Source organism: Streptomyces caniferus (assembly GCF_009811555.1).
GTDB lineage: Bacteria > Actinomycetota > Actinomycetes > Streptomycetales > Streptomycetaceae > Streptomyces > Streptomyces caniferus.
Genome location: NZ_BLIN01000005.1, coordinates 1,170,798 through 1,185,000, shown reverse-complemented (window position 1 = coordinate 1,185,000; position 14,203 = coordinate 1,170,798). Strand labels below are relative to the sequence as shown.

Below are 14,203 nucleotides of genomic sequence, written 5' to 3'. Positions count from 1 at the left end.
GCCGGGCACGTTGTTGGGTATCTGAGGGTACGGGCCGATGGTCTGGACCTTCGCGATGCCGGCCCCAGTGAACTCAGCCTTCGGGTTGGGGTGGTGGGTGGCTGGTCGTTGCTTGAGAACTGCACAGTGGACGCGAGCATCTGTGGCCAAGTTTTTAAGGGCGCACGGTGGATGCCTTGGCACCAGGAACCGATGAAGGACGTGGGAGGCCACGATAGGCCCCGGGGAGCTGTCAACCAAGCTTTGATCCGGGGGTGTCCGAATGGGGAAACCCGGCAGTCGTCATGGACTGTCACCCGCTGCTGAACACATAGGCAGTGTGGAGGGAACGCGGGGAAGTGAAACATCTCAGTACCCGCAGGAAGAGAAAACAACCGTGATTCCGGGAGTAGTGGCGAGCGAAACCGGATGAGGCCAAACCAGTCACGTGTGATACCCGGCAGGGGTTGCGTGGTTGGGGTTGTGGGAGTTCTCTTTTGCAGTCTGCCGGCTGTGAGACGAGTCAGAAACCGTTGATGTAGGCGAAGGACATGCGAAAGGTCCGGCGTAGAGGGTAAGACCCCCGTAGCTGAAACATTAGCGGCTCGTTTGAGAACCACCCAAGTAGCACGGGGCCCGAGAAATCCCGTGTGAATCTGGCGGGACCACCCGTTAAGCCTAAATATTCCCTGGTGACCGATAGCGGATAGTACCGTGAGGGAATGGTGAAAAGTACCGCGGGAGCGGAGTGAAATAGTACCTGAAACCGTGTGCCTACAAGCCGTGGGAGCGTCGCACAAGGAACTTGTTCCTTGTGTCGTGACTGCGTGCCTTTTGAAGAATGAGCCTGCGAGTTTGCGGTATGTTGCGAGGTTAACCCGTGTGGGGAAGCCGTAGCGAAAGCGAGTCCGAATAGGGCGTTGAGTAGCGTGCCCAAGACCCGAAGCGGAGTGATCTAGCCATGGGCAGGTTGAAGCGGAGGTAAGACTTCGTGGAGGACCGAACCCACCAGGGTTGAAAACCTGGGGGATGACCTGTGGTTAGGGGTGAAAGGCCAATCAAACTCCGTGATAGCTGGTTCTCCCCGAAATGCATTTAGGTGCAGCGTCGTGTGTTTCTTGCCGGAGGTAGAGCACTGGATAGGCGATGGGCCCTACCGGGTTACTGACCTTAGCCAAACTCCGAATGCCGGTAAGTGAGAGCGCGGCAGTGAGACTGTGGGGGATAAGCTCCATGGTCGAGAGGGAAACAGCCCAGAGCATCGACTAAGGCCCCTAAGCGTGTGCTAAGTGGGAAAGGATGTGGAGTCGCAGAGACAACCAGGAGGTTGGCTTAGAAGCAGCCACCCTTGAAAGAGTGCGTAATAGCTCACTGGTCAAGTGATTCCGCGCCGACAATGTAGCGGGGCTCAAGCACACCGCCGAAGTCGTGTCATTCATGCAATAGCCCTAACGGGTGTGTGGATGGGTAGGGGAGCGTCGTGTGCCGGGTGAAGCAGCCGTGGAAACGAGTTGTGGACGGTTCACGAGTGAGAATGCAGGCATGAGTAGCGATACACACGTGGGAAACGTGTGCGCCGATTGACTAAGGGTTCCTGGGTCAAGCTGATCTGCCCAGGGTAAGTCGGGACCTAAGGCGAGGCCGACAGGCGTAGTCGATGGACAACCGGTTGATATTCCGGTACCCGCTTTGAAACGCCCAATATCGAATCCATTAATGCTAAGGCCGTGAAGCCGGCCTGGAGTCTTCGGACAAAGGGACGTGGTGGAGCCGCCGATCCAAGGTGGTAGTAGGTAAGCGATGGGGTGACGCAGGAAGGTAGTCCAGCCCGGGCGGTGGTTGTCCCGGGGTAAGGGTGTAGGCCGTGTGGTAGGCAAATCCGTCACACATTAAGGCTGAGACCTGATGCCGAGCCGATTGTGGTGAAGTGGATGATCCTATGCTGTCGAGAAAAGCCTCTAGCGAGTTTCATGGCGGCCCGTACCCTAAACCGACTCAGGTGGTCAGGTAGAGAATACCGAGGCGTTCGGGTGAACTATGGTTAAGGAACTCGGCAAAATGCCCCCGTAACTTCGGGAGAAGGGGGGCCATTGCTGGTGATGAGTCTTGCACTCTGAGCTGGTGGTGGCCGCAGAGACCAGCGAGAAGCGACTGTTTACTAAAAACACAGGTCCGTGCGAAGCCGTAAGGCGATGTATACGGACTGACGCCTGCCCGGTGCTGGAACGTTAAGGGGACCGGTTAGTCGACCTTCGGGTCGGCGAAGCTGAGAACTTAAGCGCCAGTAAACGGCGGTGGTAACTATAACCATCCTAAGGTAGCGAAATTCCTTGTCGGGTAAGTTCCGACCTGCACGAATGGCGTAACGACTTCTCGACTGTCTCAACCATAGGCCCGGTGAAATTGCATTACGAGTAAAGATGCTCGTTTCGCGCAGCAGGACGGAAAGACCCCGGGACCTTTACTATAGCTTGATATTGGTGTTCGGTTCGGCTTGTGTAGGATAGGTGGGAGACTTTGAAGCAGCCACGCCAGTGGTTGTGGAGTCATTGTTGAAATACCACTCTGGTCGTGCTGGATGTCTAACCTGGGTCCGTGATCCGGATCAGGGACAGTGTCTGGTGGGTAGTTTAACTGGGGCGGTTGCCTCCTAAAGAGTAACGGAGGCGCCCAAAGGTTCCCTCAGCCTGGTTGGCAATCAGGTGTTGAGTGTAAGTGCACAAGGGAGCTTGACTGTGAGACTGACGGGTCGAGCAGGTACGAAAGTAGGGACTAGTGATCCGGCGGTGGCTTGTGGAAGCGCCGTCGCTCAACGGATAAAAGGTACCCCGGGGATAACAGGCTGATCTTCCCCAAGAGTCCATATCGACGGGATGGTTTGGCACCTCGATGTCGGCTCGTCGCATCCTGGGGCTGGAGTCGGTCCCAAGGGTTGGGCTGTTCGCCCATTAAAGCGGTACGCGAGCTGGGTTTAGAACGTCGTGAGACAGTTCGGTCCCTATCCGCTGTGCGCGTAGGAGTATTGAGAAGGGCTGTCCCTAGTACGAGAGGACCGGGACGGACGAACCTCTGGTGTGCCAGTTGTCCTGCCAAGGGCATGGCTGGTTGGCTACGTTCGGAAAGGATAACCGCTGAAAGCATCTAAGCGGGAAGCCTGCTTCGAGATGAGTACTCCCACCCCCTTTGAGGGGTTAAGGCTCCCAGTAGACGACTGGGTTGATAGGCCAGATATGGAAGCCTGGTAACGGGTGGAGTTGACTGGTACTAATAGGCCGAGGGCTTGTCCTCAGTTGCTCGCGTCCACTGTGTAGGTTCTGAAGTAACGACCTGACTGTATTTGATTAGATGCAGTATGCCGGGTTGGTTAACTTCATAGTGTTTCGGTGGTCATTGCGTTAGGGAAACGCCCGGTTACATTCCGAACCCGGAAGCTAAGCCTTTCAGCGCCGATGGTACTGCAGGGGGGACCCTGTGGGAGAGTAGGACGCCGCCGAACAATCATTGAGAAAAGCCCCGTGGGAACCAACGTTCCCGCGGGGCTTTTCTGCGTTGTCGTGCACCGGGGACCCGCGGCACGGCACGGTCGGCGGGACAGGTAGGGTCAGGGTGCATCGTTGACACATTTCCCCCACAGGAGGCCCCCGCGTGGAGGTCCAGGAGACGCGGGTCCAGACGGATCGCGTCCTCACCATCCCGAATATCCTGAGCATGGCGCGCCTCGTCGGCGTGCCGGTGTTCCTGTGGTTGATCCTGTGGCCGGAATTCGGTGGCCCGAACGCTGACCTCTGGGCGCTCGTGATCCTGGCGCTGAGCGGCGTCAGTGACTATCTGGACGGCAAGCTCGCCCGGAGCTGGAACCAGATCAGCAGCCTGGGCCGCATCCTCGACCCGGCTGCCGACCGCCTCTACATCCTGTCCACCCTCGTCGGCCTGACATGGCGCGAGATCCTGCCGCTCTGGCTCACCGCGGCCCTGCTGGCACGGGAGCTGATGCTGCTCGTCGCGGTCGGATTCCTCGGACGCCACGGCTACGGGCCTCCCCAGGTGAACTTCCTGGGCAAAGCGGCTACGTTCAACTTGATGTATGCCTTCCCGTTGCTCCTCCTGAGCGACCGGAGGGGCTGGCTTCACGAACTCGCCACAGTTTTCGGATGGGCGTTCGCAGGATGGGGTACGGCGCTCTACTGGTGGGCAGGGATCCTCTACGTGGTCCAGGTCCGTCGAATCATCAGGGCGGACGCCACGGCCGACTGAGCTCTCCGAACCGGCAGGTTGTGCCAGGGCCCGGCGCCCGTACGTGAAAACTGGAACAGCGGGCGATTTGGACAGGTGAAGTCGGCAAGACCGTCGTCTCTTAGAGGAGGACGCTTCCGACATGAAGGCCGTTGTGATGGCCGGCGGCGAAGGAACACGCCTTCGCCCCATGACGTCCAGCATGCCCAAGCCCCTGCTTCCTGTCGCCAACAGGCCGATCATGGAGCACGTACTCAGGCTGCTGAAGCGGCATGGTCTCAATGAGACCGTCGTGACCGTGCAATTCCTTGCCTCGCTCGTCAAGAACTATTTCGGCGACGGCGAAGAGCTCGGGATGGAGCTCACCTACGCCAATGAGGAAAAGCCACTCGGCACCGCGGGCAGCGTGAAGAACGCCGAGGAAGCCCTCAAGGACGATGCCTTCCTCGTCATCTCCGGTGACGCCCTCACCGATTTCGATCTGACCGATCTGATCAGGTTCCACAAGGAAAAGGGCGCCCTCGTCACCGTCTGTCTCACTCGGGTCCCCAACCCGCTCGAGTTCGGCATCACCATCGTCGACGAGGCCGGCAAGGTCGAGCGATTCCTGGAAAAGCCCACTTGGGGCCAGGTCTTCTCGGACACCGTCAACACCGGTATCTACGTCATGGAGCCGGAGGTCTTCGACTACTTCGAGCCCGATGTGCCCGTCGACTGGTCGGGCGATGTCTTCCCGCAGCTCATGAAGGAAGGCAAGCCCATCTACGGCTATATCGCCGAGGGCTATTGGGAGGACGTCGGCACGCACGAAAGCTATGTGAAGGCACAGGCCGATGTGCTCGAGGGCAAGGTCGACGTCGAAATCGACGGCTTCGAGATCTCGCCGGGCGTATGGGTCGCCGAGGGCGCGGAGGTCCACCCCGACGCCCAGCTCCGCGGGCCGTTGTACATCGGTGACTACGCCAAGATCGAAGCGGATGCCGAGCTTCGGGAGCACACCGTCATCGGCTCCAATGTCGTCGTCAAGAGCGGCGCGTTCCTGCACCGCGCCGTGGTGCACGACAACGTCTACATCGGGCAGCAGAGCAATCTGCGCGGCTGTGTGATCGGCAAGAACACCGACATCATGCGGGCCGCCCGTATCGAGGACGGCGCCGTCATCGGCGACGAATGCCTGATCGGTGAGGAATCGATCGTGCAGGGCAATGTGCGGGTCTACCCGTTCAAGACCATCGAGGCCGGCGCGTTCGTCAACACGTCGGTGATCTGGGAGTCCCGGGGCCAGGCGCATCTCTTCGGCGCCCGCGGCGTCTCCGGGATCCTCAATGTCGAAATCACCCCGGAACTCGCCGTACGGCTGGCCGGCGCGTATGCCACCACGCTCAAGAAGGGTTCCACGGTCACCACCGCGCGGGACCACTCCCGTGGTGCCCGAGCACTCAAGCGCGCGGTGATCTCCGCACTGCAGGCCAGCGCCATCGACGTCCGTGATCTGGAGAACGTCCCGCTGCCCGTCGCGCGCCAGCAGACCGCCCGCGGCAGCGCCGGCGGCATCATGGTCCGGACGACGCCGGGGGTGCCGGACTCCGTCGACATCATGTTCTTCGACGAGCGGGGTGCCGATCTCTCGCAGGCCGGGCAGCGCAAGCTCGACCGGGTCTTCGCCCGCCAGGAGTACCGTCGCGCCTTCCCCGGTGAGATCGGTGATCTGATCTTCCCGGCCAGCGTCTTCGACTCCTACACGGGGTCGCTGCTGCGGGCCGTGGACATCACGGGCATCAGCGAGTCCGGGCTGAAGGTCGTCGTGGATGCCTCGAACGGCAGCGCCGGGCTGGTTCTGCCCAGCCTGCTGGGACGGCTCGGCGTCGACTCCCTGACCATCAACCCCGGACTCGACGAGTCCCGGCCGACCGAGACGGCCGACGCGCGGCGCTCCGGGCTCGTCCGGCTCGGCGAGATCGTGGCCTCGGCCCGGGCCGCCTTCGGTGTGCGCTTCGACCCCGTCGGCGAACGGCTCTCCCTCGTGGACGAGCGCGGCCGGATCATCGAGGACGACCGCGCGCTCCTGGTCATGCTGGATCTGGTGGCGGCAGAGCGGCGCACCGGGCGGGTGGCGCTGCCGGTCACCACGACCCGGATCGCCGAGCAGGTGGCGGCGTATCACGGGACGCAGGTGGAGTGGACGACGACCTCTCCCGACGATCTGACCCGGGTCGGGCGCGAGGACGGCACCATCTTCGGCGGGGACGGCAGGGGCGGCTTCATCGTCCCCGAGTTCAGCAGCGTCTTCGACGGTGCCGCCGCCTTCGTCCGGCTGATCGGGCTGGTGGCCCGCACCCAGCTCACGCTGAGCCAGATCGACGCACGGATCCCGCGGGCGCACGTCCAGCGCCGTGACCTGGCCACCCCCTGGGCGGTCAAGGGACTGGTCATGCGGCATGTCGTCGAGGCGGCCGGAGACCGCGACGTGGACACCACCGACGGCGTACGGGTCGTGGAGCCCGACGGCCGCTGGGTCCTGGTGCTGCCCGACCCCGCCGAGGCGGTCACCCACCTGTGGGCGGAAGGGCCGGACGACGCCTCCGCTCTGCAGCTGCTGGACGAGTGGTCCGCAGTGGTGGACAGCGCAGGACGCTGACCCCGACCCCACCGGCGGTCCGTGGATCGGCACGCCGGTGGGGCCATTGGGAGACCGCGCGGCCGACGTGCGACGATGTGCGGCATGTCGCAGCAGCGCCCCGATCGGAGCAACACGAAGACCTCGGCCGCGCGCCCCGATGCGTCCATGTCGCTGCTGACCAATGTGATGGATCACAGCCTCGACGACGGATACGCCGAGGCCGCCGCCCGGAAGTCCGAAGCCGGTGTGCGCGGTCTGCCCCGTACCTTGCGGGCGAAGTTGGGTCTCGCGGCCGGTCTGGTGCTCGCGGCGCTCGTGGTGACGGTGGGCGCGGCGCAGGCGCGGATATCGGCACCGACGCTCGCCAAGGAGCGCGAAGAGCTGATCAACCGCATCCAGAAGGGCACCGGTGAGGCGGACCGGCAGCAGGAGCGGGTCGATGCGCTCCGGGACGACGTCAGCAGGATGCAGCGCGAGGCGCTGAAGCAGCACGGCGGCGGCAAGGCCGAACTGCTGGCTCTGCTGTCCGGTTCGACCCAGGTCTCCGGGCCCGGCGTGAAACTCGTCGTGGACGATGCCAAGGATGCGGAGTCCGGCAGCGGCGGACCGCGCGAGAGCAGTGGGTTCTCGGACACGGGGCGGGTACGCGACAGAGACATGCAACGCGTGGTCAACGGCCTGTGGGCGTCCGGTGCGGAGGCCATCTCCGTCAATGGACAGCGGCTTACGTCACTCTCGGCGATCAGAGCCGCAGGAGACGCCATACTGGTCGACAACAAGCCACTGGTGCCGCCTTATACGGTGCTGGCGGTGGGGGACGGGCAAAGGCTGAGCACCGCTTTCCAGGACAGCGCCGACGGTCAGTACCTTCATGTGCTGCAGGAGAACTACGGCGTGCGTACCAGGATTTCCGTGGAGAACGAGGTCACGCTGACGCCCGCGCCCAGTTTGATCGTACGTACCGCAAAGCCGCAGGCCGGTGCCGCCAAGGCGGACGGCGCCGACACAGGGAAGGGCACATCGTGATCGCCGTATTGGGCCTCATCGTGGGAGTCGTGGTCGGACTTGTCGTCCGACCCGTGGTGCCGACGGTGGTCGAGCCCTACTTGCCGATCGCTGTCGTCGCGGCGCTGGACGCCGTGTTCGGTGGTCTGCGCGCGATGCTGGACGGCATCTTCGACGACAAGGTCTTCGTGGTCTCGTTCCTGTCGAATGTCGTCGTCGCCGCGCTGATCGTCTTCCTCGGCGACAAGTTGGGCGTCGGTGCCCAACTCTCCACCGGCGTCGTCGTGGTGCTGGGTATCCGGATCTTCTCCAACGCGGCCGCGATCCGTCGGCACGTCTTCCGGGCGTGAGGCCGATGCCGTCGGAGGAGATCCCGGAGCCGGAGAAGAAGCAGGAACGGCCGGAGCAGCCGGAGCAGTCACAGTGGGCGGATCAGCCGGAGCGCCCGGAGCGGGCGGAGCCCGAGAAGAAGCCGGAGCGCCCCGAGCCGGAGACGGAGCAGGAGCCGGAGCCGAAAACCGAGCCGAAGCCCGAGGCGGACAGCGGCCCGGCAGGCCGGCGGCCGATGCCGCCCGAGAGCCGCAGCACCCATGAGTGGGCGGAGGCCGAGGAAGAGACCGAGGCTCACGAACCGGACAGTGCTGGACAGAAGGCTGACAAAGGGGCAGACTCCTCGACTCCGGAGGCGGTTGCCGACGGGAGTGCGGAGCGCCCGAAGAGTGGTCGGGAACGGCTGGCGGCGAGCCTGTGGCCGCCGCGGCTGACCCGGGCTCAACTGATCGTTGCGCTGCTCCTGTTCATTCTCGGCCTCGGCCTGGCGATTCAGGTACGTTCCACAAGTGACAGCAGTGCTCTGCGGGGTGCGCGTCAGGAGGACTTGGTGCGCATTCTGGACGAGCTGGACAATCGCTCCCAGCGGTTGACCGATGAACAGCGGCGCCTGGAAGGGCAGAAGACCGAGCTGGCGAACAGCTCGGACCAGGCCGAGGAGGCCCGTAAGCAGACCGTGGAGAAGGAACAGCAGCTGGGCGTGCTGGCCGGGACCGTCGCGGCGCAAGGGCCCGGCATCAACCTGACCATCGACGACCCGACGCACTCCGTCGAGGCGGACAAGCTGCTGGACACCATCCAGGAGCTGCGGGCGGCCGGCGCCGAGGCCATCCAGGTCAACGATGTCAGGGTGGTCGCGAACACCTCTCTGTCGGATGTCAGGGGCGGCGTGGAGATCGACGGTAAGCGCGTCGTGCAGCCGTACCGTTTCAAGGTCATCGGTAAGCCCGAGGACCTGGAACCGGCGCTGAACATCCCCGGCGGAGTGGTCCAGACTCTGGAGAAGGAGCAGGCCAAGGTGTCTGTGACCCGTGAGAAGAAGATCATTGTGGACGCCTTGCGAGAGGCGAAGCGGCCTGACTACGCTCGGTCGTCATCGCAGTGAGGCGTGGACGTATGTCGAGTGCCCGGGGAGGGCATGAGGTAACGGGGGGTCGACGCACCGTGCATGTGGTGTGTGGTGGAAACTGTCTGAAGGCCACGGACGTTCACAGGATGTCCGGATCGGCCGGTGTGAGTATCGAGGCTTCGTCCTGCCCCACGGGCGGGTCTATTTCGTTCAAGGGGAATCGCCCGTGAAGTTGTTTGGAAAGCTGTTCGGCAAGAGCGCGCGCCAGGATGGCGGCAGCGGCTCCGCGCGGCACCGTGCGTCGGGCCGGCCCGACGAAAGCGGCGCTGCCGAGGACCGTCCGCTCTTCCGTGACGAGGTCAGCGGTCCGTCCGGGGGGTACGGCGCGGGTTCTGTTGACCCCTCCGGTGCCAGCCGCATAGGTTCCCAGGAACCATCAGCCGCACGCACGGGTGGAGGGTCGGCCTTGCCGGTTTGTACGAGGTGTGGGAACCGGAATGCCGAGGCGAGCCGGTTCTGTTCCAACTGTGGAGCGCCGCTGCGTGCGGGCGCTCAGCCCGAGCGGGCGTCCGAGACGACCTCGACGATCTCCATTTCGGGGCTGGAGGCCTACGACTCGGAGGCGACGGGCCAGAATCTGTCGCCGTCGCTGTCCCCGGAGGCCCAGGCGGCCGTCGACGCCCTTCCGTTGGGCTCGGCGCTGCTGGTCGTCCGACGGGGTCCGAATTCGGGCAGCCGCTTCCTTCTGGACAGTGAGCTGACGACGGCGGGCCGGCACCCGCAGGGCGACATCTTCCTCGACGATGTGACGGTCTCGCGCCGTCACGTGGAATTCCGTCGCGGCCCGGACGGGCTCTTCACGGTCGCCGACGTCGGCAGCCTGAACGGCACCTACGTCAACCGTGAGCGGATCGACTCGGTCACCCTTGCCAACGGTGACGAGGTCCAGATCGGCAAGTTCCGCCTGGTCTTCTACGCGAGCCAGCGAGGCGCCGGTATCTGACCGGCCGGGGAAGGCATATGCGCGATACACCGAAAGGCGGCGCCGGTTTTGCCGGCGCCGCCTCCTCGGACGGTAAGCCGGTGAGCATCGGCTCGGTGCTCACCCTGCTGCGCGAGGAATTTCCCGAGGTCACCATCTCCAAGATCCGCTTCCTGGAGGCCGAGGGACTGGTCGAGCCGAAGCGCACGCCTTCCGGATACCGCAAATTCACGCCCGCGGACGTCGAGCGGCTGGCTGCCGTCCTGCGGATGCAGCGGGACCACTATCTGCCGCTGAAGGTCATCCGGGAGCACCTGGACGCCCTGGAGCGCGGTGAACGGGTGCCGCTGCCGGCCCCGGCCACACCGACCCGTGATCTCGTCGAGGGCGTGCACGACCCGGGCGAGGAGCGCCCTACGGCTGCCCGCATCGGCCGGGCCGAGCTGCTGGCCGCCGCGGAGGTGGACGAGGCGGCGCTCACCGACTGGGAGTCCTACGGCCTCATCGTCCCTCATGCGGAGGGCGGATACGACATCGAGGCCGTCACGGTGGCCAAGCTCGTCGCGGAGCTGGGCCGCTTCGGTCTCGAACCACGGCATCTGCGTGCCGTGAAGGCGGCCGCCGAGCGTGAGGCGGGCCTGGTCGAGCAGGTCGTTGCACCCCTTCGGCGGCACCGTAATCCGCAGACCAGGGCCCATGCCGAAGCCACTGCCAGGGAGCTGGCAACGCTGTCCGTACGGCTGCACGCGGCACTGGTGCAGAGCGCTTTGCGGGTCCGCCTGTAGTGAGCAAACGAGTGCCCGACTACCCAAACCGGCCGGGCACGTCCTAGGGTTGCTGTGTGAACGAGCTCGACGTCGTGGGTGTCCGGGTGGAAATGCCTTCCAGCCAACCGATCGTGCTCCTGCGGGAGGTGGGAGGCGACCGATACTTGCCCATTTGGATCGGGCCAGGGGAGGCCACCGCCATCGCCTTTGCCCAGCAGGGCATGGTCCCTGCCAGGCCGCTGACGCACGACCTTTTCAAGGACGTGCTCGAAGCGGTGGGCCAGGAGCTGACGCAGGTCCGCATCACGGATCTGCGCGAGGGGGTTTTCTATGCCGAACTCGTCTTCGCGAGCGGAGTCGAGGTCAGTGCGCGTCCCTCCGACGCGATAGCGCTGGCTCTGCGCACCGGAACGCCGATCTTCGGTACCGACGGTGTGCTGGACGACGCGGGGATCGCCATCCCGGACGAGCAGGAGGACGAGGTGGAGAAGTTCCGCGAGTTCCTCGACCAGATCTCGCCCGAGGACTTCGGGACCAACAGCCAGTAATACCGGCCAGACGAACCGCCTGTTTCCGGCCAATCAATAAGCCGTTCCCCGTGCGAGGTCACGAGAAACCACTCGTAGGGTGATTATCACTCGGCGTGGCGAGCGCGGCGATCGTTGACGCACCCCGAGTGACTGCATACCGTCGATGTGGCAGGTCCCGTCCGGGACGTGGAGGACGGAGGGCGGCGTGGCAATCACCGGCGACGGTATGGCGGCGGAAGGGGCGTTGCCGCTCCACTCGGGCGCAGCAGCGAACCCTGCCCCGGCACCGGCCGCGGCGGTGTCGGGGGACTGCGAGGCTCAGAACATCGGCTATCGCGGCCCGACCGCCTGTGCGGCAGCGGGCATCACCTATCGGCAGCTCGACTACTGGGCGCGCACGGGCCTGGTGGAGCCGAGCATCCGGCCCGCGTACGGCTCCGGCACCCAGCGGCTCTACAGCTTCCGGGACGTCGTGGTCCTGAAGATCGTCAAGCGGCTGCTGGACACCGGGGTGTCGTTGCAGAACATCCGCACCGCAGTCCAGCACCTGCGGGCGCGCGGGCTGGCGGATCTGACGCGGATGACGCTCATGAGCGACGGCGCGACGGTCTACGAGTGCACCTCGCCCGACCAGGTCGTGGATCTGCTCCAGGGCGGCCAGGGCGTCTTCGGGATCGCCGTGGGCGTGGTGTGGCGGGACGTGGAGGGCGCGCTGTCACAGCTCCACGGGGAGCGTGTGGACACCGGCGAGACGCTGGTCGGGAAGAACCCGCACGACGAGCTGGCGCGGCGGCGCAACCGCGCGGGCTGAGCCCTCGAAGGCATCACCGGCCCGGCATCGGGCCGATTGTCAGTGGCATGGGGCAGCATCGGAGATGTGAGACCTGCGCCGACGATCCTGCATCTCGACATGGATGCGTTCTTCGCGGCCGCCGAGCAGGCGGCCAAGCCGAGCCTCCGCGGCAAGCCCGTGGTGGTCGGCGGGATCGGCGCGCGCGGAGTGGTCTCGACGGCGTCGTACGAGGCCCGGGTCTTCGGTGTCCGCTCGGCGATGCCCACGGCCCAGGCGCGCCGGCTGTGTCCCAACGCCGCTTATCTCACTCCGCGCTTCACGTTGTACCGCCAGGTGAGTGAAGCGGTGATGGAGCTGCTGCACGCGTTGTCGCCGCTGGTGGAGCCGCTGAGCCTGGACGAGGCGTTCGTCGACCTGGAGGCGGGCGGGGTGCCGCAGGAGACGGCCGCCGCGCGGGCCGTGGGGGAGCGGCTGCGCCGCGACATCCGCTCGGCCACCGGACTGACCGGCTCGGTGGGGCTGGCCGGCGCCAAGATGCTGGCGAAGATCGCGTCGGAGGCGGCCAAGCCGGACGGCCTGGTGGTGATCGAGCCCGGTACCGAACGCGAGCTGCTGGGACCCATGACGGTACGGACGCTGCCCGGAGTGGGGCCGGCGACGGCCGAGACGCTGCGCCGGGCCGGGATCCACACCGTCGCGGAGACCGCGGAGGCCGGAGAGGACGAGCTGGTGCGGCTGCTGGGCAAGGCGCACGGCGCCGGGCTGTATGCGATGGCACTGGGCCGGGACGACCGTCCGGTGGTCGCCGAGCGGGACGCGAAGTCCATCTCGGTGGAGGACACCTTCGAGGTCGATCTGACCGACCGGACGCGGGTGCGCAGCGAGGTGCTGCGGCTGGCCGACCGCTGCGTACAGCGGCTGCGGGCCGCCGGGCGCTCGGGGCGGACGGTGGTCATCAAGGTGCGCAACTACGACTTCTCGACGCTGACCCGCTCCGAGACGCTCCGTGGGCCCACCGACGACCCCACGGTGATACGGGAGGCCGCTGCGCGGCTGCTGGAGACCGTGGACACCACCGGAGGGGTCCGGCTGCTGGGCGTGGGGGTGAGCGGACTGGCCGACTTCACACAGGAGGATCTGTTCGCCCAGTTCGCGACGGAGCAGGAGGCGGAGAAGGCGGCGAGGGAGGCGGCGGAACCGTCCGATGCCGGGGCGGCGGCGCCGGAGACCGAGGAGGAGCGGCCGCGGCGCTGGCATCCGGGACTGGATGTGGTGCACGACGAGTACGGCGCGGGCTGGGTGCAGGGGAGCGGGGTGGGGAGAGTGACCGTACGGTTCGAAACGCCATGGTCCGCACCGGGAAGGGTGCGGACCTTTGCCGTCGAGGATCCGGCGCTGCGGCCGGGGGAGCCCCTGCCGCTGGTGGGCGGGGGGCCGGCGGACGGTCAGTCGTCCGAGCCGGCGATCTTGCCGAAGTCCTGGTCACCGGAGCCGGGGGAGGACACCGGGTCGGAGGTCGGGGAGGAGATATCCAGTCGGTAGTGGTGATAGAGCTGAAGTTCCTGCTCGGGGGAGAGATGGCGGCCGACGCCGAAGTCCGGCGCGTCCTTGATCAGCTTGCGGTCATAGGGAATGTGCAGGCCCTCGCCGACCATCTTGCTGGGCTCGAGGGGGACGAACGCGTCCCGGCTGAAGAGTCCGGTACGCACGGCCGCCCACTCCGGTTCCCCCGTCGCGTCGTCGAGATATACCTCGTCGATCGTGCCTATTTTGGCGCCGTTGCGGTCGAACGCTTTGCGGCCGATCAGGCTCCGGGGATCGATATCGGTTTGCACGGCCCCTCCAATTGGTCGCAACTGCCCTCTGACAACTACCAAACGGCACATTTCATGCCC

General features: G+C 65.3%; 11 protein-coding genes and 2 rRNA genes. 12 read left to right on the top strand and 1 reads right to left on the bottom strand.

Annotated features, from left to right (window positions below; all coding sequences use genetic code 11):
• Window positions 1-144: 144 nt before the first annotated feature.
• The 12 genes from Scani_RS21750 to Scani_RS21695 all read left to right on the top strand — a co-directional run bounded on the left by Scani_RS21750 (window position 145) and on the right by Scani_RS21695 (window position 13,850).
• Window positions 145-3,267, top strand: a 23S ribosomal RNA gene (locus Scani_RS21750).
• A 91-nt stretch (window positions 3,268-3,358) separates the two neighbouring features.
• Window positions 3,359-3,475 (top strand): 5S ribosomal RNA (rrf, locus tag Scani_RS21745).
• A 149-nt stretch (window positions 3,476-3,624) separates the two neighbouring features.
• A complete protein-coding gene (clsA, locus tag Scani_RS21740) occupies window positions 3,625-4,233 on the top strand; it encodes a cardiolipin synthase ClsA (RefSeq protein WP_159478994.1) in 609 nt (202 codons plus the stop codon).
• Window positions 4,234-4,354: 121 nt separating this feature from the next.
• Window positions 4,355-6,850, top strand: a complete 2,496-nt coding sequence (locus Scani_RS21735; RefSeq protein WP_159478992.1) for a mannose-1-phosphate guanyltransferase — start codon at window positions 4,355-4,357, stop codon at window positions 6,848-6,850.
• An 84-nt stretch (window positions 6,851-6,934) separates the two neighbouring features.
• Window positions 6,935-7,858 (top strand): DUF881 domain-containing protein, encoded by a 924-nt coding sequence (locus Scani_RS21730; protein ID WP_159478990.1) that lies wholly within the window; start codon window positions 6,935-6,937, stop codon window positions 7,856-7,858.
• The gene (locus tag Scani_RS21725; protein ID WP_003984969.1) at window positions 7,855-8,187 is read left to right on the top strand and encodes a small basic family protein; all 333 of its coding nucleotides are present in this window, start codon (window positions 7,855-7,857) and stop codon (window positions 8,185-8,187) included. The genes Scani_RS21730 and Scani_RS21725 overlap by 4 nt, the downstream gene beginning before the upstream one ends.
• A 5-nt stretch (window positions 8,188-8,192) precedes the next feature.
• Window positions 8,193-9,272 carry a DUF881 domain-containing protein gene (locus Scani_RS21720; RefSeq protein WP_159478988.1) on the top strand — a complete coding sequence of 360 codons (1,080 nt, stop codon included), beginning with the start codon at window positions 8,193-8,195 and terminating at the stop codon, window positions 9,270-9,272.
• 70 nt (window positions 9,273-9,342) lie between these two features.
• Window positions 9,343-10,239, top strand: a complete 897-nt coding sequence (locus Scani_RS21715; RefSeq protein WP_159478986.1) for an FHA domain-containing protein — start codon at window positions 9,343-9,345, stop codon at window positions 10,237-10,239.
• 17 nt (window positions 10,240-10,256) lie between these two features.
• Window positions 10,257-11,003, top strand: a complete 747-nt coding sequence (gene ftsR / locus Scani_RS21710) for a transcriptional regulator FtsR (protein ID WP_159478984.1) — start codon at window positions 10,257-10,259, stop codon at window positions 11,001-11,003.
• 56 nt (window positions 11,004-11,059) lie between these two features.
• Window positions 11,060-11,533: a bifunctional nuclease family protein gene (locus tag Scani_RS21705; RefSeq protein ID WP_006606439.1), complete on the top strand. Its 474-nt coding sequence runs from the start codon at window positions 11,060-11,062 to the stop codon at window positions 11,531-11,533.
• 187 nt (window positions 11,534-11,720) lie between these two features.
• Complete coding sequence (locus tag Scani_RS21700) at window positions 11,721-12,326, top strand: MerR family transcriptional regulator (RefSeq protein WP_159478982.1); 606 nt, start codon at window positions 11,721-11,723, stop codon at window positions 12,324-12,326.
• A gap of 66 nt (window positions 12,327-12,392) precedes the next feature.
• Window positions 12,393-13,850: a DNA polymerase IV gene (locus Scani_RS21695; protein ID WP_159478980.1), complete on the top strand. Its 1,458-nt coding sequence runs from the start codon at window positions 12,393-12,395 to the stop codon at window positions 13,848-13,850.
• Here the strand turns inward: Scani_RS21695 and Scani_RS21690 are convergent.
• Entirely contained in the window at window positions 13,754-14,143 is a 390-nt protein-coding gene (locus Scani_RS21690; protein WP_174872739.1) for a PRC-barrel domain-containing protein, read from the bottom strand. The genes Scani_RS21695 and Scani_RS21690 overlap by 97 nt on opposite strands.
• Between the last annotated feature and the right edge of the window lie 60 nt (window positions 14,144-14,203).